At 64.2% G+C, this 23,540-nt stretch carries 20 protein-coding genes, 1 tRNA gene, 3 pseudogenes and 2 riboswitches; of the genes and pseudogenes, 18 read left to right on the top strand and 6 right to left on the bottom strand.

The features are described 5' to 3' along the window. Nucleotides 1-46: 46 nt before the first annotated feature. From ABIF91_RS41445 to ABIF91_RS41470, 6 genes and pseudogenes are all read left to right on the top strand, one after another. Nucleotides 47-298: pseudogene (locus ABIF91_RS41445) on the top strand (transposase); the annotation flags it as partial. An 88-nt stretch (nucleotides 299-386) separates the two neighbouring features. Next, nucleotides 387-1,516 (top strand): IS3-like element ISRj2 family transposase gene (locus ABIF91_RS41450; RefSeq protein WP_424578686.1). Its coding sequence is split into 2 segments (ribosomal slippage): nucleotides 387-645 and nucleotides 645-1,516, totalling 1,131 coding nucleotides; the frame shifts between segments, so codons are not numbered across the junction. A 146-nt stretch (nucleotides 1,517-1,662) separates the two neighbouring features. Further along, a pseudogene (locus ABIF91_RS41455) lies at nucleotides 1,663-2,253 on the top strand (IS5 family transposase); the annotation flags it as partial. 66 nt (nucleotides 2,254-2,319) lie between these two features. Beyond that, nucleotides 2,320-3,546 carry an IS256 family transposase gene (locus ABIF91_RS41460; protein WP_038960272.1) on the top strand — a complete coding sequence of 409 codons (1,227 nt, stop codon included), beginning with the start codon at nucleotides 2,320-2,322 and terminating at the stop codon, nucleotides 3,544-3,546. 73 nt (nucleotides 3,547-3,619) lie between these two features. Continuing rightward, nucleotides 3,620-4,390, top strand: a pseudogene (locus ABIF91_RS41465) (transposase); the annotation flags it as partial. Nucleotides 4,391-4,637: 247 nt separating this feature from the next. Next, nucleotides 4,638-4,832, top strand: a complete 195-nt coding sequence (locus tag ABIF91_RS41470; protein WP_081494984.1) for a hypothetical protein — start codon at nucleotides 4,638-4,640, stop codon at nucleotides 4,830-4,832. A 298-nt stretch (nucleotides 4,833-5,130) separates the two neighbouring features. Here ABIF91_RS41470 and ABIF91_RS41475 read toward each other — a convergent pair whose 3' ends face one another. After that, entirely contained in the window at nucleotides 5,131-5,544 is a 414-nt protein-coding gene (locus ABIF91_RS41475) for a hypothetical protein (RefSeq protein WP_028177305.1), read from the bottom strand. A 107-nt stretch (nucleotides 5,545-5,651) separates the two neighbouring features. On the opposite strand from ABIF91_RS41475, the gene ABIF91_RS41480 reads away from it, so the two are divergent. Beyond that, on the top strand, nucleotides 5,652-6,587 hold the full coding sequence (locus ABIF91_RS41480) for a LysR substrate-binding domain-containing protein (protein WP_424579774.1): 936 nt from the start codon (nucleotides 5,652-5,654) through the stop codon (nucleotides 6,585-6,587). A 56-nt stretch (nucleotides 6,588-6,643) separates the two neighbouring features. Here ABIF91_RS41480 and ABIF91_RS41485 read toward each other — a convergent pair whose 3' ends face one another. Both ABIF91_RS41485 and ABIF91_RS41490 read right to left on the bottom strand, forming a co-directional pair. Then, entirely contained in the window at nucleotides 6,644-7,399 is a 756-nt protein-coding gene (locus ABIF91_RS41485) for an alpha/beta fold hydrolase (RefSeq protein WP_028177307.1), read from the bottom strand. 116 nt (nucleotides 7,400-7,515) lie between these two features. Further along, nucleotides 7,516-8,652 carry a hypothetical protein gene (locus ABIF91_RS41490; protein ID WP_035674936.1) on the bottom strand — a complete coding sequence of 379 codons (1,137 nt, stop codon included), beginning with the start codon at nucleotides 8,650-8,652 and terminating at the stop codon, nucleotides 7,516-7,518. 310 nt (nucleotides 8,653-8,962) lie between these two features. Between ABIF91_RS41490 and ABIF91_RS41495 the strand changes: the two genes are divergently transcribed. Next, on the top strand, nucleotides 8,963-9,208 hold the full coding sequence (locus ABIF91_RS41495) for a zinc-finger domain-containing protein (RefSeq protein ID WP_008562814.1): 246 nt from the start codon (nucleotides 8,963-8,965) through the stop codon (nucleotides 9,206-9,208). A 19-nt stretch (nucleotides 9,209-9,227) separates the two neighbouring features. Beyond that, nucleotides 9,228-10,427, top strand: coding sequence for an FAD-dependent monooxygenase (locus ABIF91_RS41500; RefSeq protein ID WP_424579775.1), 1,200 nt, complete (start codon nucleotides 9,228-9,230; stop codon nucleotides 10,425-10,427). 32 nt (nucleotides 10,428-10,459) lie between these two features. Here ABIF91_RS41500 and ABIF91_RS41505 read toward each other — a convergent pair whose 3' ends face one another. After that, on the bottom strand, nucleotides 10,460-10,876 hold the full coding sequence (locus ABIF91_RS41505) for a hypothetical protein (protein ID WP_028177310.1): 417 nt from the start codon (nucleotides 10,874-10,876) through the stop codon (nucleotides 10,460-10,462). Between the two features lie 174 nt (nucleotides 10,877-11,050). Here ABIF91_RS41505 and ABIF91_RS41510 point away from each other — a divergent pair. From ABIF91_RS41510 to ABIF91_RS41525, 4 genes are all read left to right on the top strand, one after another. Further along, nucleotides 11,051-11,139: transfer RNA gene (locus ABIF91_RS41510), tRNA-Leu, on the top strand. A gap of 168 nt (nucleotides 11,140-11,307) precedes the next feature. Beyond that, nucleotides 11,308-11,445 carry a hypothetical protein gene (locus ABIF91_RS41515; RefSeq protein ID WP_244430175.1) on the top strand — a complete coding sequence of 46 codons (138 nt, stop codon included), beginning with the start codon at nucleotides 11,308-11,310 and terminating at the stop codon, nucleotides 11,443-11,445. A gap of 137 nt (nucleotides 11,446-11,582) precedes the next feature. Next, nucleotides 11,583-12,830 carry a multidrug effflux MFS transporter gene (locus tag ABIF91_RS41520; RefSeq protein WP_035674939.1) on the top strand — a complete coding sequence of 416 codons (1,248 nt, stop codon included), beginning with the start codon at nucleotides 11,583-11,585 and terminating at the stop codon, nucleotides 12,828-12,830. 155 nt (nucleotides 12,831-12,985) lie between these two features. After that, on the top strand, nucleotides 12,986-13,126 hold the full coding sequence (locus ABIF91_RS41525; protein ID WP_162832047.1) for a hypothetical protein: 141 nt from the start codon (nucleotides 12,986-12,988) through the stop codon (nucleotides 13,124-13,126). Nucleotides 13,127-13,256: 130 nt separating this feature from the next. Here the strand turns inward: ABIF91_RS41525 and ABIF91_RS41530 are convergent, their stop codons facing one another. Next, entirely contained in the window at nucleotides 13,257-14,864 is a 1,608-nt protein-coding gene (locus ABIF91_RS41530; RefSeq protein WP_028177312.1) for an ABC transporter substrate-binding protein, read from the bottom strand. 96 nt (nucleotides 14,865-14,960) lie between these two features. Further along, on the bottom strand, nucleotides 14,961-16,568 hold the full coding sequence (locus ABIF91_RS41535) for an ABC transporter substrate-binding protein (protein WP_284281790.1): 1,608 nt from the start codon (nucleotides 16,566-16,568) through the stop codon (nucleotides 14,961-14,963). A 269-nt stretch (nucleotides 16,569-16,837) separates the two neighbouring features. Here ABIF91_RS41535 and ABIF91_RS41540 point away from each other — a divergent pair, with 269 nt between their 5' ends. The 5 genes from ABIF91_RS41540 to ABIF91_RS41560 all read left to right on the top strand — a co-directional run bounded on the left by ABIF91_RS41540 (nucleotide 16,838) and on the right by ABIF91_RS41560 (nucleotide 23,321). After that, nucleotides 16,838-17,968: a M20/M25/M40 family metallo-hydrolase gene (locus ABIF91_RS41540; RefSeq protein WP_284281792.1), complete on the top strand. Its 1,131-nt coding sequence runs from the start codon at nucleotides 16,838-16,840 to the stop codon at nucleotides 17,966-17,968. Nucleotides 17,969-18,062: 94 nt separating this feature from the next. Next, a riboswitch (glycine riboswitch) is annotated at nucleotides 18,063-18,167 on the top strand. A 3-nt stretch (nucleotides 18,168-18,170) separates the two neighbouring features. Continuing rightward, nucleotides 18,171-18,276, top strand: a riboswitch (glycine riboswitch). A 67-nt stretch (nucleotides 18,277-18,343) separates the two neighbouring features. Further along, nucleotides 18,344-19,645 carry a D-amino acid dehydrogenase gene (locus ABIF91_RS41545; RefSeq protein WP_028177316.1) on the top strand — a complete coding sequence of 434 codons (1,302 nt, stop codon included), beginning with the start codon at nucleotides 18,344-18,346 and terminating at the stop codon, nucleotides 19,643-19,645. A 178-nt stretch (nucleotides 19,646-19,823) separates the two neighbouring features. Then, a complete protein-coding gene (locus tag ABIF91_RS41550) occupies nucleotides 19,824-20,765 on the top strand; it encodes an ABC transporter permease (RefSeq protein WP_028177317.1) in 942 nt (313 codons plus the stop codon). Between the two features lie 19 nt (nucleotides 20,766-20,784). Next, complete coding sequence (locus ABIF91_RS41555) at nucleotides 20,785-21,672, top strand: ABC transporter permease (RefSeq protein WP_028177318.1); 888 nt, start codon at nucleotides 20,785-20,787, stop codon at nucleotides 21,670-21,672. Further along, nucleotides 21,672-23,321, top strand: coding sequence for an ABC transporter ATP-binding protein (locus tag ABIF91_RS41560; RefSeq protein ID WP_028177319.1), 1,650 nt, complete (start codon nucleotides 21,672-21,674; stop codon nucleotides 23,319-23,321). Before ABIF91_RS41555 ends, ABIF91_RS41560 begins: the two co-directional genes overlap by 1 nt. Nucleotides 23,322-23,540 lie beyond the last annotated feature (219 nt).

Raw genomic sequence — 23,540 nt, forward strand, 5'->3', positions numbered from 1 at the left:
ATAATGACCTGTGATTCCGTGGAAGTGAAGGCACGGGGAGATTTGCATGCGAGGACGGGACGACCAGTCGGAAGGTTTGTTCGCATATGTTCGGCTTGAGGGGCGGATTCCGGCGGATCACCCATTGCGGGCGATCCGGGGATTGGCGGATGAGGCGCTGGGTTCGCTGAACAAGCGTTTTGATAGGCTTTATTCCTCGACGGGGCGCCCCTCGATTGCGCCAGAGATGCTGCTGCGGGCGACGCTGTTGCAAGCCTTCTTCTCGGTGCGCTCTGAGCGAATGTTGGTGGAGCAGATCAGAGCTGGCCCCGCAAATTCGGACAGTAGCTTGAGTGGATTTTCTGCCTGACAGCGGCGAGGATTCTTGCTGCGAATCAGGAGCGAAGATGACGAAGAAGAGCCGCCGGACGCATTCTCCGGCATTCAAGGCGAAGGTTGCTTTGGCTGCGGTCAAAGGCGACAAGACACTGGCGGAGCTGGCGCAACTGTTTGATGTTCATCCGAACCAGATCACGATCTGGAAAAACCAGCTCCTGGAAGGCGCCGCCGGCGTGTTTGGGCATGACAAGACATCGGCCGAGACGCCGGTCGATTTGAAGGCGTTACATGCCAAGATCGGCGAGCTGGCGTTGGAAAACGATTTTGTGTCCGGCGCGCTCACCAAGGCGGGCCTGCTGAGCGCAAAGCGATGATCGACCGCGATCATGATCTTTCTATCGTGCGCCAGGCGAAGGTCCTGAAGCTGGCTCGCAGCACGGTCTACTATGAACCTCGGCCAGTTTCGGCCGAGGACCTTGCCTTGATGCGTCGGCTCGATGAGCTGCATCTCGATTATCCCTTCGCGGGAGCGCGTATGCTGCGATCGTTGCTGCGGCGGGAGGGCGTATACGCCGGTCGCCGCCACATCGCGACGCTGATGAAGCGCATGGGGATCGAGGCGGTCTATCGTCGCCCGAACACGAGCAAGCCGGCTCCGGGTCACAAGATCTACCCGTACCTGTTGCGCGGATTGAAGATCGAGCGGCCCGACCATGCGTGGGCAATGGACATCACCTACATTCCGATGCGGCGTGGCTTCGTCTATCTCGCGGCGGTCGTCGATGTGTTCAGCCGACGGGTCCTGGCCCATCGCGTCTCGATCACAATGGAGGCGGCCTTCTGCGTCGAAGCGGTCCAGGAGGCGTTGGCGAAGCACGGCAGGCCCGAGATTTTCAACACGGATCAGGGCAGCCAGTTCACCAGCCTCGAGTTCACCGATGTGCTGCTGGACGCGAAGATCGCCATCAGCATGGACGGCAAGGGCGCCTGGCGCGACAACGTGTTTGTCGAGCGGCTCTGGCGCACGGTCAAATACGAAGAAGTATATCTCCGCGCCTACGACAGCGTGTCCGAGGCGCGAGCGTCAATTGCCAAGTATCTGGCCTTCTACAATCAGGGACGCCCTCACTCGAGCCTTGACGGGCGCACGCCCGACGAGGCTTACTTCGGCACGCAAGCTATGGTGATGGCCGCATGACCGTCGCCGACGGTTTTGTCGTCGCTCTGGTCGGGCTACGCCCTCCCGACGCAACGACAAAACCGTAAAGCCCCGCGTTCAGCATAACCCGGCAGGAATCCACTTAAATCCAGCGGGGCGCTGTCCAAACAACCGGGGCCAGCTCTATCAGCTACAACCTGTTGTTCCGCTGGTTCGTGGGGCTGCCGATGGACGCGGAGGTTTGGCATGCGACGGTGTTCACCCACAATCGCGATCGGCTTTTGGAGGCGGAGGTGGCGCGCGAGTTCCTGGGGGCGCTGCTGGCCTTGCCACAGGTGAAGAAGCTACTGTCGAGCGAGCACTTCTCGGTCGACGGGACACTGATCGATGCCTGGGCGTCGATGAAGAGCTTCCGACCGAAGGATGGCTCTGGCGAGCCTCCGGCGTCGGGCCGCAACGGCGAGCGAAACTTCCATCAGGAAAAGCGTTCGAATGAGACCCATAGCTCAACCACTGATCCCGACGCCCGGCTCTATCGCAAGGCGGCTGGCCGTGAGAGCCGGCTGTGCTTCATGGGGCATGTTCTGATGGAGAACCGCAACGGGCTTGCAGTCGATGCGATGCTGACACACGCGACGGGGACGGCGGAACGAGAAGCGGCGCTGACCATGGTCGATCGTCGGAAAGGCAGGAGGAGGAAGCAAAAGCGTCGCATGACGCTGGGCGCGGACAAGGCCTACGACGCGACCTCTTTTGTCCAACATTTGCGTAAGCGCGAGGGAGGGTGTCAGTAACTCGGTGTAAGATGGTTTCTGTGAGTTTACCTTTGACAGGAGACTCACATGGCTACGGATTTTTCACCTGAGATTTTGGACCAGCTTCTTGCCGGGGGCAGCCTCAAGCCAGAAGACTTAGCCGGCGAAGACGGGCTTTTCAGACGACTGAAGAAGGCGCTTCTGGAGCGCGCACTGGGTGCGGAGCTGACCCACCACCTTGGCTATGAGAAGGGCGACCCGGCGGGCCGCGGGTCGGGCAACAGCCGCAACGGCACAAGCAGCAAAGCGCTGTTGACGGACGACGGCGAGATCGAGATCGAGGTGCCGCGCGACCGCGCCGGCACGTTCGAACCGGTGATCGTCGCGAAGGGCCAGACCCGCTTCGACGGCTTCGACGAGAAGATCATCAGTCTCTACGGGCGGGGCATGACGGTACGGGAGATCCAGGGCCATCTGGCCGAGCTCTACGGCACCGAGGTGTCCCCCGATCTGATCAGCAAGGTCACCGACGCGATTCTCGACGAGGTCCGCGAATGGCAGAGCCGGCCGCTGGAAGCGATCTATCCGGTGGTCTTCTTCGACGCGCTCAGGGTCAAGATTCGCGATGAGGGGATGGTCAAGAACAAGGCAGTCTACGTCGTGCTGGGCATCACTGCATCGGGCGAGAAAGACGTGCTCGGGCTTTGGATCGAGCAAACCGAAGGCGCCAAATTCTGGCTCAAGGTCATGAACGATCTGAGGAACCGCGGCGTCGCCGACATCCTGATCGCCGTCGTCGACGGTCTGAAGGGCTTTCCCGAGGCGATCAACAGCGTCTTTCCCAAGGCGATGGTCCAGACCTGCATCGTGCATTTGATCCGCAACAGCCTATCCTTCGTGTCCTGGAAGGATCGCAAGGCGATCCTTCCCTCGATCAAGGCGATCTATCATGCCGAGAATGCCGACGCCGCTCTGCTCAGGCTCGAGGACTTCGAAGCCGAGTGGGGCAAGCGCTATCCCGCGATCGGGGCGGCCTGGCGCCGGGCGTGGGAGCACGTCATTCCGTTCTTCGCCTTCGCGCCGGAGATACGCAAAATGATCTATACCACCAACGCGGTCGAGGCGCTGAACCGTTCGCTGCGCAAGATCATCAAAACACGCGGCAGCTTCCCCAACGACGAGGCGGCGATGAAGCTGCTTTACCTCGCCATCAGAAATGCCGGCATCCATTGGCGACGACCGGTTGCATGGACGGCCGCAATGGGCCAGTTTGCCATCCAGTTCGGCGAGCGCTTTGCAGGCTCAGCGGACTGACCCCATGGGGTCAGTCCGCTGACCCCGCAAACCCCTCACAGAGACGCTCTTACACAAAACTTCTGACACTCCCCCGGATCAGCAAATCTCCCTGACCGATCCGGACAGCCGTTCGATGGCAACCAGTGGCCGCGGATCCGGCGTTGTCGGCTACAATGTCCAAGTCGCCGTCGATACCGACCATCACCTGATCATCGCGCATGAGGTGACGAACAGCGGCTCAGATCGGGCACAACTTGCCAATATGACCATGCAGGCGAAGGCTGTTCTGAAGACTGAGACGCTCGAGGCCGTTGCCGATCGCGGCTACTTCAGCAGCCCGGAGATCCTCGCCTGCCACGAGGCCGGCATCACGGTAACTCTACCCAAGCCGATGACTTCGGGCGCCAAGTCGGACGGACGCTTCGGTAAGCAGGACTTCGTCTATTTGCCTGAGGAAGACGCCTATCGTTGTCCGGCCGGGGAGCGATTGCCGTATCGCTATACAAACGAAGAAGCCGACAAGATGCTGCGGCGCTACTGGACCAACGCCTGTAAGAATTGTTCGATCAAACCCCAGTGCACGCCCGGGTCAGAGCGCCGGATCACGCGATGGGAGCACGAGGATCTACTCGACGCCGTGCAGCAGCGGCTCGATGCGAACCCGCTCGCCATGCGCCTTCGTCGCGAGACCGTCGAGCATCCGTTCGGCACGATGAAGGCACGCATGGGAGCGACGCACTTCCTGACCAAAACTCTGCCAAGGGTAGCCTCCGAGATGGCGCTCTCGGTTCTGGCCTACAATCTGACCCGAGCAATGAATATCCTCGGGATTAGGCCGCTGATCGCCGCGCTCGCGGCCTGAGGCCGGCCTAGTTTTGCCTTCAGACTGACGACCCTGTTAGCACGTTTTTACACGGCCAAGACCCGAAAGCGACGAACTGTCATAATCTCGTTCTCATTAACTTTTCGAGGGTGATCAGAATTGACCATATGTCTGGCATCGCACATGACAGATTGCACTGATCACCGCACGGCCCTCGGCAATTCTTCGGTGATGAGAACGCCATCACGCGCTCCCGCCTCCATTCCCTCTAGAAAGGAGCTAACCCATGCAGGTGCGCATCAAACAAGCCACATCCCTTGAAGAACGCCTTACTGCAGAGGCTCTGCGCCTCCGTGAGAAAGCTAAATTGCTTCCACCCGGCATCGAGCGGGAACATGCAATCCGCAAAGCCCGGCAGGCCGAAACAGGCTTGCATATCAACGCGTGGCTGCGATCACCTGGCCTGCGAGCGCCGACATGATGCGTCGAGCGCGCATTGGCGTGAAGAGGATGGTCGACTTCCGAAGGAAATGGTCAAATAAGAGCGACAGGGCCATCAACGCCGTCCTAAGCCACTTCTGGAATAAGCTCCACGCGACCCCGGCTCAGAGGGACAAGAACAAGCCGTCCAGTTAACTCGGGCGCGTGGTCGACGTGGGCGGCCTATTTATCCTCGTCTTCCAAGACTGTCCCGCCCCTCACAGGAGAGGCAAATGCTTCAACTACAAGAGCGTCAGCAGCTCCCTTAAGGCGAAAGCGGAGGCCGTAGCCTCAATGCTTCACATCGCCTTGGCGAGCGCGAACAGCCGGAAATCCTCGAGCGCCGCGTGGCGATGCGGGGCGACTTCGCGACGGTACTCCTCGGTTTCGACGATCGCGCGGAACGTGGCGAAATCGCCGTATTCATTGATCGCCGCTTCGTCCCAACGTTCGCCTGGCGAGCCGACGATGTTCGCCAGGACCGGGACGGAAAACACCCGCACGAGTGGCTTACCGGCCGCCAGACGCCGAAATGCCGGCCTGTAGCGTTCATCGAAGGCTTCGCGGCCTGAGCAGGGCGCGGCTTCGAATCCGTCCTCGTAACGGGCCTGCGTGCGGTAGCGCAGCAGATTGAGCATGTAGACCGGCTGGCCGACTGGAATCGCCCGCTCGGCGGCGTCAAGGGCTTGCATAGTGATTTCGATGGGGTTCATCGGACTTCCCGCGTTTCCAGCGCCGCTGAATGCGCGCTGACGCCCCCCGTCTAGCCGTTCGGGAACAGCTCTTGTAGTGACCGTCTAGCCATGACTATGTGGACTGCATGTCCACAACGACTTTGCCTCCCGATCTCTCGCGTCTCCTCGCCTTCGTCCGCGTGGTCGAGGCGGGCTCCTTCGCCGAAGCCGCGCGGCGGGCGGGGACGACCACCTCGGCGATGTCCAAGGCGGTCGCCCGCTTCGAAAAGGCTCACGGCTTGCGGCTTTTGCATCGCTCCACCCATTCGCTGGCGCTGACCGAAGAGGGCGACAGGCTGATGACGGCGGGACGCGCGCTGGTCGAAAGTCTCGCCCGTGTCCAATCCGCGCTCGGCGAAGTCGCGCGCGACGACGGCGGACGGGTGCGCGTGACCGCCCCCGCCTCGTTCGCGCGCGCCTGCATCCTGCCGCGACTGCCTGCGTTCCTGCGGGAACGGCCGGAAATCGAAATCGAGGTCAAATTCCGCAACGAGATTCTCGATCTCGCGGCGGAAGGCGTCGACATCGCGATCCGCTCGGGGCCCCTCGACCGCGCGCCCGGCCATCAGGCGCGGCGGCTTTGTACGTTCTCCTGGATCGCTTGCGCCTCGCCTGCCTATCTGAAGGCGCGCGGCGCGCCGGCGACTCCGTACGGGCTTTCCGCGCACGACCACGTCGGCTTCCGCAATCCCGCGAACGGTCAGATCCTGACCTGGCGCTTCGCCGACCCGCGCGGCAAAGGACCCATTCGCGTCACGCCCAAGCCCAAGCACATTTGCGACGACGCGCACGCTTCGCTCGCTTTGATCGCGAATGGGTTTGGGATCGGCTGGGGGCCAGCGTGGCTCGTCAACGAAGGCCTTCGCACCGGCCGACTGGTCGAAGTGCTTGCGCCCTGGCGCGCGCCTGGCGAACCCCTATGGATGCTGCGCACCTCGGGCCGCCGCCCGCCCCTGCGCACACAGCGCGTCATGTCGTTCCTCACCACGCTTCCCGCCGCGTTCAGCGACAAGGCGGTGTGAAGCATCGGCCGTCACCGAAATCAGGCGCCAGGAAACTATCTTGGCCCTTTGCCGACTCAGCCGCGGCGGGAGAGGAAATCGAGCACGCCGGTCTTGTAGACCTTGTCGCCGACCGCACGCATATGGTCGCGATTGGGAATATCGAGTACTTCCGAGCCCGGGATGATCGCGCCGAGCGCGCTTGCCGAGCCCGCGACGTCGTCGGCGCTGCCGACCGCGATCAGCACGGGCACGTCGATCCGCGCGGCCTCGTCCTTCGTCATGAGATCGCGCGTGCCGCGCAGGCAGGCGGCGAGCGCACGGCGGTCGGAGCGGGTCTGATCGGCAAACGCGCGGAACGTGCGGCCGACCGGATCGGTGACGTCCTCGAGCTCCGGCGCTTCCAGCGCTTTCGCCACGTTCTCGCCTGGCCCGGTGCCCTCGATCAGGCCGCCGATGCCGATGCCGCCGAGGATCGCCGAGCGCAGGCGCTGCGGCTCGTTGAGCGAGAGCCACGCCGTCATCCGTCCCCCCATCGAATAGCCCATGATGTCGGCCTGCGGGATGGCGAGGTGATCCATCAGCGCGAGCACGTCGCCGGCCATGGTCGGAATCGAATATTGCGAGGGCTCGTAGAGCTTCGCGCTTTCGCCGTGGCCGCGATTGTCGAGCGCAATCACGCGGCGGCCGTTCTTGCGCAGTTCCGAAACCCAGGTCGGATAGACCCAGTTCACGTTCTTGCTGGAGGCAAAGCCGTGCACCAGGACGATCGGATCGCCCTCGCCTTCGTCGAGATAGGCAATTTCAACGGCGCCGTTGTGAAAGCTCGGCATCATCAGTTCCGTGGGGTCTTGTGGGGATGGGTCGATCTTAGAGCATGATCCGGAAAAGTGTGCAGCGGTTTTCCGGCAACATAATGCTCAAACAATAGCCTGGAGCGCGTCGCACTTCAGGCCGTGGTGCCCGCGCTGGCCAGAGCCGCGTCAGCCGCGATCTGCGCCCGGCGAAGCCGCCGCGCCCGCCTGCGATCGCACCAGGCCTGGGTCAGGCGCTCGGTCGTCGCCTTGATGGAGGACAGGAGGCCGAACAGCGTCAGTGCCGCGCCGAACAGCGCGAGCGCCAGGTCGAACGCGCCGCCGATGAGCAGCAGCGCGCCACGGCCCAGAAGCTTCATGATCGCACGCGTCTTGCCGCCCTGCGCTTCCGCCAGCCGCGCCGCGCGCGCGACGTCCTTGGGACCCTCGGCCATGCGCAAGGTGTCCATCGCACCGCGCGTGCCGGTCTTTTCGGCGACGCGCGTGACGTCCTTGCCGAGCCGGACCAGCGCACCGGCCTTCTCGGCCCGGAACGCGGCCTTGATCGCGCTCACGGTCTGGCCAGGGCGCAGCACCGAGCCTGATACCACCGCGTTCCGCAGCGCCGGCGTGTCGACGACCTCGCGCGCCGACCGGCCGGCCCATGCGGCAAGCCCCTCGCCGAGCCGTCCGACCTTGCGCGCATCCTTCACCAGCGTCAGTCCGGCGCGCACCGGCGCGGCACCGCCGACGGACACATAGGTTGCCGCCGTCACCGCAAGGCCGGCAGCCGCAAGCCCCAGCACGAGACGGTCGGTGTCCTCGCCCATGGCGAGGTGCATGCCCTCGCGCACCACATCCCTGATGTCGCCGAACACGAACAGATCGCCCGCCACCGTTCCCGACAGGCTCGCGACGTCGTCGGCGTTACCGGTGACGAGGCCGGTGGCAAATCGTTTGGCGAAATGCGAGGTGGAGTTCTCCGCCTTGACGGCGTCGCTGACGCGGTTCAGGAGGTCGTCGGGGAGCGCGATGTTGCGATCGCGCGCCAGCGCCACGAAGCTATCGGCGAGATCGGTATCGCCGGCGGCGAGCGCGGCCTCGATATTGTCCTGAACCAGCCGGTCGTTCTGCCGCAGCAGCGCATCGAGCTTCAGCTCCGACAGCGCGGAGGGATCATCCTGGGCAGCGAGGATCGCGCCGGCCTCACGGGCATGCGGCGCGACCTGCACGAGCATGAAGCTGCACGCCGCGATACCGGTCAACGCTGTACTGATTCGCAGCCACTTCATGCGGAAAGCCTGGATGGTCCCTTCGGATCGCTTGCGCCTGACGATTCGTCCCTCGTCGCAACTTGCAGTCGTCCATAGAGATAGTTTGCCAAAATTGCGACACAACGTCCCCGACGAAAGAAGGGCTTCTCTCAGGCCTCAAGATTGTGTCGAATTTGCATGAGCAAATGAGCATGGGGCAATTGCGGACCTTTCGGTTCCGCTGGACTAGCAATCATCTGTACCCGCAAGTATGGTCCGCGGCGCCTCAAAGAGGCCGCGTCAGTTCTTGATTGTGTCTGCCGCCATTGCCACTCCAGGATGAGTTACGATGTCCGACCATGTCGTCCCGCACTTCCATAACGATGCCGGTGTTCCCGTCATCGAGATCGGCTCGCAAGAGTTCATGTGTGTGGGCGCCAACCCTCCGTTCGACCATCCGCACGTCTTCCTCGACCTCGGCAACGACAACGAGATCATCTGTCCCTATTGCTCGACGCTGTACCGCTTCGCGGCCGACTTGAAGCCGGGCGAAGCCCGCCCGCCGGAATGTGTCCTGAAGGACAAGGTGGCCTGACCGCTTCCGTCGGTCAGGGGTGGCGCTCTCCCGAACGATTGTCATCGCCGGTGCCGGTATCGGTGGCCTGACGGCCGCGCTTGCGCTCGCGACCCGCGGCTTCCGCATCGTCGTGCTGGAAAAGGCCGAGCGCCTCGAGGAAGTCGGCGCCGGCCTGCAGCTCTCCCCCAATGCCAGCCGCATCCTGGTCGAGCTCGGCCTGACCGAACGCCTCAAGGCGCGCGCGGTAACCCCGGAAGCGGTCTCGATCATGAGCGCGCGCGCCGGCGGCGAGCTCTTGCGCATGCCGCTCGGCGAGGCAGCGTCCGCGCGTGCCGGCGCACCATATTGGGTGGTGCACCGCGCCGACCTCCAATCGGCGCTGGCGGGCGCTGTCGCCGATCATCCCGACATCGACCTGAAGCTGGGTGCAACCTTCGAGGACGTCGCGCCCCACGCCAAGGGCCTCACCGTCGTCCATCGCAGCGGCACGATCCGCCGCAGCGATCTCGCGAGCGCCCTGATCGGCGCCGACGGCATCTGGTCGACGGTCCGCCAGCATCTGTTTCCCGAGGTGCAGCCGCGCTTCTCCGGGCTGATCGCCTGGCGCGGCACGCTCGATGCCGCGCAACTGCCGAAGGACTATGCCGCGCACCGGGTGCAGCTCTGGATGGGGCCGAACGCGCATCTGGTCGCCTATCCGATTGCCGACGGACGCCAGATCAACGTGGTCGCGGTGCTGCCCGGCACCTGGAACCGGCCGGGCTGGAGCACGCCCGGCGATCCTGTCGAGGTGATGGACGCCTTTGCCGCCCCGCGCTGGCCGCCGCCGGCGCGGATGATGCTCGCCGCGGTCGACAGCTGGCGGAAATGGGCGCTGTTCGGCGTGCCCGACGGCTGCCCCTGGAGCAAGGGCCCGGTGGCGCTGCTCGGCGACGCAGTGCATGCGATGCTGCCCTTTGCAGCCCAGGGCGCCGGAATGGCGATCGAGGATGCCGCCGTGCTCGCCCGCCATTTGAGCCCTGACGCCGAGAGCACCAAGGATATCGCCGCCGCGCTGACGCAATACGGCCGTGCCCGCCAGGCGCGGGTCCTTCGGGTGCAGCGGACCGCGCGGCAACAGGGCAGGATCTATCATCTCGGCGGGCCGCTCGCGCTCGCACGCGACCTTGCGATCCGCGCGCTCGGCCCGGAGCGCATGCTGGCGCGGCAGGACTGGATCTATAGCTGGCGTCCCTGATGCCAAGCGCGCTCCGCGGACGCCTCAGCAGATCACCTTTTTCCGGACGTCGAAGCGGGCTTGCCGGCGGGTGATGGCGGCTCCGCCGCAGGCGGTGTCGTCTCAGGCATCTCCCGGCACTTGTTGCGGCGCCAAGCCTCCTCCGCCAACTGCGACTGCCCGCGCACAGCAATATAGTCGTTGCGATAGGCAAGCTCGGACACGACCGCGCCACCAGCCCCGGTCTCGGCCTTCTCCATCAGCCTCTGCAGATCGGCAGTGCGCTTGGCGAGCGCCTTGCGCTCGGTCTGCAGCTGCTTGCAGTCGTACAATTCGTATCTTGCGGGATCGGCAAAGGCCGGTGCGATCGTCTCGCTCATGCCGGCGCAGCCGGAGAGCGCGGCGCCGGCGACAAGCAGCACGAGGAGTGCGCCAAAGCCGCGCAGCGAAGAGGAAAACGAAGCAGCCATGCCGGATGAATAGTCCCCGTGGATTGAGAATGCCTAAAGCAACAACAGATGTCCGGATTGAGGCTTTGCCTTGTGCGTCCGGCTCGCTTAAGGAAGAACCGTCCCTCCGGGTCCCCAACGCGCCAATTCCAGATGGCCGGAGATGGACTTAAGTGTTTGATCCCGTTGGATCAAGCGGGCATGGCGGAATTGGTAGACGCAAGGGACTTAAAATCCCTCGGTGCGCAAGCGCTGTGCCGGTTCGACCCCGGCTGCCCGCACCAACGGAGCTGATCGCGCAGGCCGTGCGCGGCCCGAAAACGAACGTGCGGTAATCCATGAGGTCCTGCAAGGTGCTTTCGCGCCGTGCGAATTCGTCCGATCCAGAAGCATATGAGCGCGGTGGAGAGCAGGACAAAACTGCGCGATCGATTCTCCCGCAAAGGAGATCAATGGGACTCGCGCGCCAGCTCGTGATCCTGCTTGACGGCGCCACGACCGTGATGCTGATCCATCGCGATCTCGCCTGTGTCGATGCCGCCGAACAGTTGGCGCTCGATCTGTTCGAGCGGGCCCGCAGCACCCGCTGACCTCATTTGCCGTCGGCGCCGACGGCTCTCGCCAAATCTTGGCCGCCCCCGATCCGCCTGCCAGCCATCCCGAAACATGGGTTGTGCAACGCAGCATTCTACGGAGATAAAGTCGCTCGATCTCAGGGGTAATCTTCTTGTCTGACGTCAATGCCGACGATTGGGTGTCCGCGGGACACCGTCCGATGGGTTTTCCGGAATTCGTCATCGTGATCGCGTCCATCATGGCGCTCAATCCGCTTGCGATGGACATAATGCTGCCGGCGCTGCCCAGCATCGGCACTGCCCTCAACATTCCCGTCGCGAACCATCTCCAGCTGGTGCTGTCGACCTTCCTGCTCGGCTTCGGCGCGGGCCAATTCGTGATGGGGCCGCTGTCGGACCGCTTCGGCCGCCGGCCGGTGCTGCTCGGCGGCATGGCGGTCTATGTTGTGGCGAGCGTGCTTGCGGTCGCGGCGCCCTCGTTCGAGACGCTGCTGCTGGCGCGCGCGCTTCAGGGGCTCGGCACCGCGGCGACGCGCGTGATCGCGACCTCGATCGTGCGCGACTGCTATGTCGGCCGCCGCATGGCGAGCGTGATGTCGCTCGCGATGATGGTGTTCATCGCGGTGCCCGTGATCGCGCCCTCGTTCGGACAGGCGGTGCTGCTGGTGACGGCGTGGCGCGGCATCTTCGTGGTGCTGATGCTCTACGGCCTGCTCGCGCTCGCATGGTGCGTGCTGCGGCTGCCCGAGACGCTTCCCGCGTCAGAGCGCAGGTCGCTGGCGCCCGCCGATGTGCTTTCGGCGTTCCGGCAGACCGTGACCCATCGCCAGACCATCGGCTATGCCACGGCCGCCGGCAGCGTGATGGGCGCACTGTTCGCCTATGTGTTCTGCGCCCAGCAGGTCTTCACCGGCATCTATCGCCTCGGCCATTACTTCCCGCTCGCTTTCGCGGCGATCGCGGCCGGCGTCGCCATTGCCGGCTTCCTCAATGCAAGGCTGGTCGGGCGGCTCGGCATGCGCGTGATCTCGCACGGAGCGCTGATGCTCTACACGGTGGTGGCCGGCGTGATGCTGCTGACGGAATGCCTCGGCGTACTGCCGCTCGCCTTGTTCATGGTGCTCTCCGCCCTGATGATGTTCTCGTTCGGCATGATGGTCGCCAACTTCACTGCGCTCGCGATGGAACCGCAGGGACACATCGCCGGGACCGCCTCGTCGCTTTACGGCTCGATCACGACGCTGATCGGGATCGTGGTCGGCATGGCGATCGGGCAGAGCTTCGACGGCACGCTGCTACCCTTCTCGCTCGGCTTCTTCCTGTCGACCCTCGCCGCGCTCGCGATCGTGCTGGTGGTCGAGAAGGGCCGACTGTTCAGGCCGCATCATCGCCCTGTCTAAAGCATGATCCGGAAAAGTGCGCAGCGGCTTTCCGAAAAGAACATGCTTGAACAACAACCTGGAACGCGATGACGATTCATCCCAATCGCATCGCGCTTCAGGGAACAACGCGCCGGCCTCGATGTTGTCCTGCAGCAATTCGAAAGGGCGCTGCAATGGAACTGGAACACCGCGAAGACCACGCCGAGGTAGAACGGCAGAATACGGAACGTTCCGAACCGCGCGCTGAGCAGGCCACCCTTACCACGCCGCTTGCGAGCGAGGGGCTCGAAGGGGTGCGCGACAGCCACTGCTGAGCACGACGCCTACTCGGTCGTCGCCGACTGGCCGAAATCATCCGCAGCGCTGACGTGAAACTGACAAACGAAAACGGCGCCGCTGATGACCGCGGCGCCGCGTTCGTTGCCACGAAAGGGTGGTCCTGTCCTACTCCGACTTGTCCATATTCCAGAACACCGGCGTCGCCGGACCGTCGATCACGCCGCTGATCGACTTCCGCCATGCGCTCGGACCCTGGTACTGGCCGAGCGGCACGTAGAGGACCTGATCGTAGACTTCCTTCTGGATCTCGACCGCGATCTTCTTCTGATCCTCCGCCGAGGTCGCGCGAACGAAGGCATCCTTGAGCTGCTCGACCTTGGCGTCCTCCGCCCAGCCGAACCAGCCCCCCTTCTTGCCCTGCCCGCCGACGGCGACGTTGGAGATCGGGTTGACCACGTCGGCGCTGACCCAGTTCGTGATGAACATGTTCCAGCCGCCCTCCTTCGGGGACTTCTGGCTGGCGCGCCGGCTCACCACCGTCTGCGAGTCGGTGGCCTGCAGGTCGACCTTGAAGCCGGCTTCCCGCAATTGCTGGGCCACCACGATCGGCTGAGCCTTCAGCGTCAGCACGTCGCCCGGCGCCATGAGCACCACGGGTGTCCCGTCGTAGCCGGATTCGGCGAGCGCCTTCTTGGCCGCGGCAATGTCACCGCCCTTCGCGAGGGTCTCACCGCCAAGGTCGGTCGCGAAAGGCGTGTCGCAGATGAAGACCGCGGCGCAGGTCTTGTAGTACTTGGGATCGCCGATCAGCGCATCGAGCACGTCCTTCTGCTTGACCGCCAGGAGTGCTGCACGGCGAACCTTGACGTTGTCGAATGGCGGATGGAGGAAGTTCATCCGCGCACCCGTCTGGAATCCGAACTTGTTCAGGATCTCGGTTTTGAGCCCCTTGTCGGCTTCGATGGTGGGCAACATTTCAATGGCGGGATTTTCCATGAAATCGATGTCGCCCGACTGCAGCGCGTTCAACGCGGTCTGGGCGTCCGGCATGGTGATCCACTCGACGCGGTCCACCTTCACCACCTTGCCGCCGGCAGTCCAGCTCGCCGGCTCCTTGCGCGGCACGTAGTCGGTGTTCTTGACGTAGATCGATTTCACGCCGGGCTGGAATTCCGACGCCACGAACTTGAAGGGTCCGGAGCCGATCTGCTCGGGGATCGGCTTGTCCGGCGGCGTCTCGGCGAGACGCTTCGGCATCATGAAGGCAACGCGCGAGGACGGCTTGCCGATGGAATCGAGCACCAGGCCGTAGGGCTCCTTCAGCTTCAGCGTGATGGTCTTGGCGTCGGTCGCCTCGATGCTCGCGGTGAAGTCCATGAGCTTCTGGCCCATGCCGTCGACCGCAGCCCAGCGCTTCAGCGAAGCGACGCAGTCTTCCGCCGTCACCGGCGCACCGTCATGCCACTTCAGGCCGTCGCGCAGCGTGAAGGTGTAGGTCAGCTTGTCGTCGGAAATCTTCCAGTCCGCCATCTGCGGCTGGATCTTGAAGTTCGAATCCGTCGCGATCAGCGTGTCGAAGATCATGTAGCCATGATCACGCGAGATATAGGCGCTGGTGTAGATCGGATCGAGGACGCGCAGATCCGAGTGCATTACGGCGGTAATGGTCTTGCCCGCGGCAAGAACTGGCGAGGTCAGCACTGTCGAAAGCGCCACGACCGACAGCACAAGTTTGGCGGCGAACGCGCAACGCCCCCTCATCAGTTGGAACATCGAGGCTCTCCTGGAATCTCTCCTGGCGGGCGGCGCCGCTGACATCAGCGGCGCCGCGTGACGATTCGGACGAAGGTTGCGTCGAGAACGCCTCGCCTACTCCGACTTGCTGATGTTCCAGAACAGCGGCGTTGCCGGACCGTCGAGCACGCCGGTCAGCGATTTGCGCCAGCCGCTCGGCAGGAGATACTGCCCCAGCGGGATGTAGATCACCTGATCGTACGCCTCCTTCTGGATGTCGGCGGCGATCTTCTTCTGCTCGTCGAGCGAGGATGCGCGGACGAACGCGTCCTTGAGCTGCTCGATCTTGGCGTCTTCCGCCCAGCCGAACCAGCCCTTCTTGCCCAGGCCGCTGATCGAGAGATTGGCGATCGGGTTCGCAACGTCGGCCGCGACCCAGTTGGTGAAGAACATGTTCCAGCCGCCCTCCTTCGGCGGCTTCTGGCTGGCGCGGCGGCTCACCACCGTCTGCCAGTCAGTCGCTTGCAGGTCGACCTTGAAGCCGGCTTCGCGCAGCAGCTGGGCCGCAACGATCGGCTGCGCCTTCAATGTCGTGACGTCCCCGGGCGCCATGATCACGATCGGCGTGCCGTCGTAGCCGGACTCGGCGAGCGCCTTCTTGGCTTCCGCCATGCCATTGCCCTTGATCAGGGTTTCGGCGCCGACGTCAGTCTCGAGCGGCGTACCGCACACGAAGAACGCGCCGCAGATCTTCTGGTATTTGGGATTGCCGACCAGCGCATCGAGAACGTCCTTCTGGTTCATGGCCAGAAACGCAGCTCGCCGCACCTTCACGTTGTCGAACGGCGGATGCAGGAAGTTCATCCGGCCGAGCGTCTGGAAGCCGAACTTGTTGGAGACCTCGAGCGTGAGCTCCTTGTTCGCTTCGAGCACCGGCAGCATGTCGAACGGCAGGTTCTCCATGAAGTCGATGTCGCCCGACTGCAGCGCGTTCACTGCGGTCTGCGAGTCCGGCATGGTGATCCACTCGACGCGGTCGACCTTCACCACCTTGCCGCCGGAGGTCCAGCTCGCCGGCTCCTTGCGCGGCACGTAGTCGGTGTTCTTGACGTAGACCGCCTTCACGCCGGGCTGGAATTCCGATGCCACGAACTTGAAGGGACCCGAGCCGATCTGTTCCGGGATCTGCTTGTCCGGCGGCGTCTCGGCGAGGCGCTTCGGCATCATGAAGGCGACGCGCGATGAGGGTTTGCCAATGGAGTCCAGCACCAGGCCGTAGGGCTCCTTCAGCTTCAGCGTGATGGTCTTGGCATCGGTCGCCTCGATGCTCGCGGTGAAGTCCATGAGCTTCTGGCCCATGCCGTCGACCGCGGCCCAGCGCTTCAGCGAAGCGACGCAGTCTTCCGCCGTCACCGGCGCACCGTCATGCCACTTCAGGCCGTCGCGCAGCGTGAAGGTATAGGTCAGCTTGTCGTCGGAAATCTTCCAGTCCGCCATCTGCGGCTGGATCTTGAAGCTCGAATCCGGGGCCACCAGCGTGTCGTAAACCATGTAGCCATGGTCGCGCGTGATGTAGGCCGTGGTGAAGATCGGGTCGATGATGCGCAGATCCGAATGCATCACCGCCGTGATGGTCTTGCCGGCCGCAAGCACTGGCGAGGCCAGCGCGGTCGAAAGCGCGACGACCGACAGCGCAAGTTTGGAGGCGAACGCGCGACGCCCCCGGCGCATGAAGTGGAACATAGAAAGTTCTCCTGACGTGAAACTGTTCAAAGGCAGGTCAATGGTTGAGCATGCGGTTCATTCGTTGGGCGAACTAACCTCATGCAATGCCTTTATCTTTTTGAGACTTGCAGACAGTGCCGAGCGCGTCAATCCGGTTTCGTCGCAGCCCCTCACGGCGCGCGCACGGGCTCCACAAAGATCGGTTTGGCTCTACAACACCCTCCGCTTGTCCTGCCCCGCGCCGATGCAATGCGCGTTCCATCTTTCGAAGCTTGAGAGACATTGAGATGAATCCTGCCAATCTTCCCTTTGATTCCGAGGCGATGCTCGAGGGCCTGCGCGGCTGGGTCGAATGCGAGAGTCCGACCTGGGATGCAGGCGCCGTGGACCGCATGCTCGATATCGCGGCGCGGGATATGGCGATCATGGGTGCGACGATCGAGCGCATTGCCGGCCGCCAGGGCTTTGGTGGCGTCATCCGCGCGCGCTTTCCTCATCCCAAGCAGGGCGAGCCGGGCATCCTGATCGCCGGACACATGGATACCGTTCATCCGGTCGGCACCATCGAGAAGCTGAAATGGCGGCGCGAGGGCAACAAGTGCTATGGCCCCGGCATCTACGATCTGAAGGGCGGCAATTACCTCTCGCTGGAAGCGATCCGGCAACTGGCGCGCGCCTCGTTCACCACACCGCTGCCGATCACCGTGCTGTTCACGCCGGATGAGGAAGTCGGCACGCCTTCGACGCGGGACATCATCGAGGCGGAAGCGGCGCGCAACAAATACGTGCTGGTGCCGGAGCCCGGCCGCGCCGACAACGGCGTCACGACCGGACGCTACGCCATCGCGCGGTTCAATCTCGAGGCGACGGGACGGCCGAGCCACGCCGGCGCCACGTTGTCGGCCGGACGCTCGGCGATCCGCGAGATGGCGCGGCAGATCCTCGCGATCGACGCGATGACGACGGAGGACTGCACCTTCTCGGTCGGCGTCGTCCACGGCGGACAATGGGTCAATTGCGTTGCGACGACCGCAACCGGCGAAGCGCTCTCCATGGCCAAGCGTCAGGCCGATCTCGACCGCGGTGTCGAGAGGATGCTGGCGCTGTCGGGCACCACCAACGACGTCACGTTCAAGGTCACGCGCGGCGTGACGCGTCCGGTATGGGAGCCGGATGCCGGTACCATGGCGCTCTATGAGAAGGCGCGCGGCATCGCCAAATCGCTCGGCGCGGAATTACCGCATGCCAGCTCCGGCGGCGGCTCCGACGGCAACTTCACCGGCGCGATGGGAATTCCCACGCTCGACGGCCTCGGCGTGCGCGGCGGCAACGGGCACACGCTGGAGGAGTTCATCGAAGTCGACAGCCTGGTCGAGCGCGGCCGGCTGATGGCGGGATTGCTGGCGACTCTGGAGTAATTGAATCGAATTTGCACTGCACAATAGGTCGGCAGTCACGGTCGAAATTTAGCCTTGTCTAAAAATGAGGCGTATCGTACTGCTCGGCCGTCCACGCGATGATGCGGGAGAGATCGTGGCGAAGGCTTTCAGCCTTCGTTGCGGCGCCGACGGAGCAACCGCCCCGGAAACTCTCAGGCAAAAGGACCGTTTCGTCAGGACGATCTGGAGAGAGGCGGCGCGATTTCAGGCAATCGTGGCGCCCACCGAAGGGGATAGTCCGTTGCGATATCCGCAGCGGATCAAGCTCTCAGGTAACCGTGACAGATGGGGCGCCGCCAACGGCCTTTGGCCGGCGGTTAGCCGACTCTAAACACGGGAGCCCCGAACCTAGTCATGACCCATATCGCCATCATCGGCGCCGGCATCACCGGCGTCACGACCGCCTATGCCCTGCTCGAACGCGGCTACAAGGTGACGGTGCTCGACAAGCACCGCTACGCCGCGATGGAGACGTCCTTCGCCAACGGCGGGCAGCTCTCCGCATCGAACGCCGAAGTGTGGAACAGCACGGCGACGATCCTGAAGGGCTTGCGCTGGATGTTTCGGCGCGACGCGCCGCTGCTGATGAACCCGCGGCCGAACTGGCACAAATATTCGTGGATGAGCGAGTTCGTCGCCAACATCGGCAACTACCGCGCCAACACCATCGAGACCACGCGGCTCGCGATCGAAGCGCGCAGGTATCTGTTCGACATCGCGGCGCGCGAGGGGATCGACTTCGATCTCGAACGCCGCGGCATCCTCCACATCTATCGAGACAAGGCCGGCTTCGAATCCGGTCTGCGCGTCAACGCGCTGCTGCAGGAAGGCGGCCTCGACCGCCGCCCGGTGACGCCGGAGGAAATCCGCAGCATCGAGCCGACACTGCGCAAGGACTATTATGGCGGCTTCTACACGCCGTCGGATGCGACCGGCGATATCCACAAGTTCACCCGCGGCCTGGCGGAAGCCTGCAAGCGACGCGGCGCGACCTTCATCCACGAGGCCAACATCGATTCGATCGCACGTGCCGGCAGTGGCTTCGTCATCGGCTGGACCGATCTGGCCGCGAGCGATGCCGTCGCGGCCGCGCGCGGCGCACTGAACGTGGACGGCGTCGTGGTCTGCGCTGGCGTTGCGAGCCGTCACTTCGCCGCCCTGCTCGACGAGCGCGTCAACGTCTATCCGGTGAAGGGCTACTCGATCACGGTGCAGCTCGACACCGCCGAAAGCCGCAACGCCACCCCGACGGTGAGCCTGCTCGACGAAGCCGCCAAGATCGTCACCAGCCGGCTCGGCGCCGATCGTTTTCGCGTCGCCGGCACCGCCGAATTCAACGACTTCAATCGCGACATCCGCGCCGACCGCGTGCAGCCGCTGATCGACTGGGTGCGCAACAACTTCCCCGCCGTCGAAACGTCGCGCGTCGTGCCGTGGGCCGGGCTGCGCCCGATGATGCCGAACATGATGCCGGTCGTGCGCGCAGGGCGGATACCGGGCGTGTTCTTCAACACCGGCCACGGCCATCTCGGCTGGACTCTGTCGGCCGCGACGGCGCAGATGATCGCCCAGACCATCGACGGCTGGCGCGGCCTCAACGCTCCGCCGACGGCACCTTCACTTGGGGTTGAGCGTGAACTGCGACATGCATCCTGAGTGGTCGATATCGGAGACATGCCGGCCTCTTGCTACGGCGCAGCCCTTGGCACACAATTTGCCCTAAGAGGACGGCGTCTCCGGGCGGCCTTTCCAGCCCAAGTGATAGGCATGATAGACACGACTGAGTTCACGGGAGCCTCAGGGCTCCACACGTTCCGTAGCCGGAGATAAGTGCATGCTGGGTTATCTTATTCGCCGCGTTCTGGCCGCGGTGCCCGTGATGGGCGTCGTCGCGCTGTTCGTGTTCCTGCTTCTGCGGCTGACGCCGGGCGATCCCGCCGCGATTCTGGCCGGCGACAACGCGACACCGGAACGGCTCGAGCGCATCCGCGCCTCGCTCGGCCTGAACGAGCCCCTGATCGTGCAGTTCATCACCTGGGTGAACAAGCTGCTGCACGGCGACCTCGGGACCTCGCTGATCTCCAACCTGCCGGTGATGAAGATGATCGGCCAGCGCGTCGAGCCGTCGATCTCGATCGCGCTGTCGACCATCATCCTCGCAGTCATCGTCGCGGTTCCCCTGGGGGTGATCGCGGCCTGGAAGCACGGCACCTGGATCGACCGCTTCGTGATGGGCCTGTCCGTGCTCGGCTTCTCGGTGCCGGTATTCGTGGTCGGCTATGTCCTGATCCAGATCTTCGCGATCGAGCTGCGGTGGGTGCCGGTACAGGGCTTCCGCAGCATCTTCAACGGCTTCGGGCCGTTCTTCGAGCGCATCATCCTGCCGACCTGCGCACTCTCCTTCATCTACATCGCCCTGATCGCGCGCATGACACGCGCGGCGATGCTCGACGTGCTCGGCGAGGACTATGTCCGTACCGCGCGCGCCAAAGGCATCAACGAGGTCGCGGTGATGATGCGCCATGCGCTGCGCAACGCCGCGGTCCCCGTGATCACCGTGATCGGCACCGGCTTCGCGCTCCTGATCTCCGGCGTCGTCGTCACCGAGAGCGTGTTCAACATCCCCGGCATCGGCCGCCTCACCGTTGATGCGGTGCTGGCGCGCGACTATCCGGTGATCCAGGCGATGATCCTCCTGACATCGCTGATCTATGTCGTCGTCAATCTTCTCATCGACGTCGCCTACACCCTGCTCGATCCCCGGATCCGGTACTGAGGCAAGGATAAGGATACAAATGTCGGTCGATACCCTTCCCCAGTCGTCCATCCCGATCACGTCGCCGCTGCGGCCGCGATTCGGATTCCTCACCTCGACGCCCATCATTGCGACTGCGACGGTCCTGCTCACGCTGGTCGTGGTGGTCTCGATCCTCGCGCCGCTGATCGCGCCGCATGATCCGATCCAGCTCGCGCCGTCGCAGCGGCTCAAGCCCTCCTCCGCACAGTTCCTGCTCGGCACCGACGCCTACGGCCGCGACCTGTTGTCGCGCGTGATCTATGGCGGCCGCATCTCGCTTCTGATCGGCATCGGCTCGGCGATCCTGTCGATCGCCATCGGGCTCGCGATCGGCCTCGTCTCCGGCTTCTTCAAGCTGATCGATTCCGTCCTGATGCGCGTCATGGACGGCCTGATGGCGATGCCGAGCATCCTGCTCGCGATCGCCGTGGTGTCGCTGTCCGGCGCCAGCCTCTGGACCGTGCTGATCGCGATCACGATTCCGGAGATCCCGCGCGTGGCGCGCCTGGTGCGCTCGGTCGTGTTGTCGGCGCGCGAGGAACCCTACGTCGAGGCCGCGATCTCAGTCGGCTCCAGCCTGCCGAAGATCATGTGGCGCCACCTGATGCCGAACACGATCGCGCCGCTGATCGTCCAGGGCACCTATGTCTGCGCGAGCGCCATCCTCACCGAGGCCATCCTCTCCTTCCTCGGCGCCGGCATCTCGCCGGAGACGCCGACCTGGGGCAACATCATGGCCGAGGGCCGCCAGTATTTCCAGATCAAGCCGTCGCTGATCTTCTGGCCGGGCCTCTTGCTCTCGATCGCCATCCTCAGCATCAACCTGATCGGCGACGCCGCCCGCGACGCACTCGATCCGCGCATGAAGCAGCGGGAAGGCAAGTGATGACCAACACCATCCTCGACATCAACAACCTCGTCGTTTCCATCGGCAAGAAGCCGAAGGGCGTGAACATCATCGACGGCATCTCGATCCAGGTGCGCGAGCGCGAGACGCTGTGCCTGGTCGGCGAAAGCGGCTCGGGCAAGTCGGTGACGTCGCTCACCATGATGGGCCTCTTACCGAAGGGCACGCTGGTTCCCACCGGCGGCAGCATCAAGCTGGTCGGCGAGGAGCTGCTCACCGCGACCGACCGCCGCCTGCGCCAGCTTCGCGCGACGAAGATGGCCATGATCTTCCAGGAGCCGATGACCGCGCTCAATCCGGTGGTGCCGGTCGGCCGCCAGATCGACGAAGTGCTGCGCGCGCATACCGATCTCGACGGGAAAGCCCGGAAGAAGCGTATCCTCGACATGATGGAGCAGGTCCACCTGCCCCAGGTCGAGCGCATCTTCGCCTCCTATCCGCACCGCCTCTCCGGAGGCCAGCGCCAGCGCATCATGATCGCGATGGCGCTGGTGCTGGAGCCGAAGCTCCTCATTGCCGACGAGCCGACCACCGCGCTCGACGTCACCACGCAGAAACAGATCCTGACGCTGATCCGCGAGCTGCAGCGCGATCACGGCACCGCCGTGCTGTTCATCACGCACGACATGGGGGTGGTCGCCGAGATCGCCGACCGCGTCGCGGTGATGCGGCAGGGCCGCCTGGTCGAGACCGGCCCGCTCGACACCGTGCTGCGCAATCCGACCATGGAATACACCCGCAACCTGCTCGCCTCGGTACCGAGCCTGGTGCCGCGAGCGCCGCGCGAGGACAGCCGCGAGCCCGTGGTGCTGGAAGCCAACGAGCTCAGCAAGGTCTACAAAGAGCGCGCCTTCTTCGGCAAGGGCCGCGAGGTCGTCGCCGCCGACAAGGTCACGCTGACGCTGCGCAAGGGCCGTACCCTCGGCATCGTCGGCGAAAGCGGTTCGGGCAAGTCCACGGTGGCACGCTGCATCGTCCGCCTGATCGATCCGACCTCCGGTGGCGTGCGCCTCGCCGGCCGCGAGATCGCCGACATCTCGCGCCGCCTGCTCCAGCCGCACCGGCAGAAGATCCAGATCGTGTTCCAGGATCCCTACCGCTCGCTGAACCCGCGCGTGACCGTTGGCGACAGCATCGCGGAAGGCCCGATCAACTACGGCGTCTCCCAAGCTGATGCGATGAAGCGGGCGCGCGAGCTGCTCGAGCTCGTCGGCCTGCCGGCAGATGCCGTGTCGCGCTATCCGCACCAGTTCTCCGGCGGCCAGCGCCAGCGCATCGCCATCGCCCGCGCGCTCGCGCTCGATCCGGACGTGCTGGTCGCGGACGAGGCGGTCTCCGCGCTCGACGTCTCCGTGCAGGCGCAGGTGCTGGAACTGCTCGACGAGATCCAGAAGCGGCTCGGCATCGCCATCCTGTTCATCACCCACGATTTGCGCGTCGCTGCGCAAATCTGCGACGAGGTCGTGGTGATGCAGCATGGCCGCGTCGTCGAACAGGGTCCCGCAGCCGGAGTGCTGACGCATCCGAAGGAGGCCTATACCAAGGCGCTGCTGGATGCCGCACCAGGGCGAGGCTGGGATTTTGCGAACTTCCGGCCGGTGGCCGAGAACGTGGCGGCGACGGCCTAGGTCTATCCACTCGTCATTCCGGGGCATCGCGAAGCGATGAGCTACGGTGCGCAATTGCGCACCTGAGAATCCATCGGGCCACAGAGATTGTCGCATGATGGAATCCGGGTTCGCGCCCAAGAGGGCGCGCCCCGGAAATGACTGCGTAATGTGGGGCGCGTCCGCAGCATTCCCAAAACAGCTTGAGGCCATGCGCGGCGCGAGTGCTTCCCGCCTTGC

Origin of the sequence: Bradyrhizobium sp. USDA 241 (assembly GCF_049739505.1) — a bacterium.
GTDB lineage: Bacteria > Pseudomonadota > Alphaproteobacteria > Rhizobiales > Xanthobacteraceae > Bradyrhizobium > Bradyrhizobium liaoningense.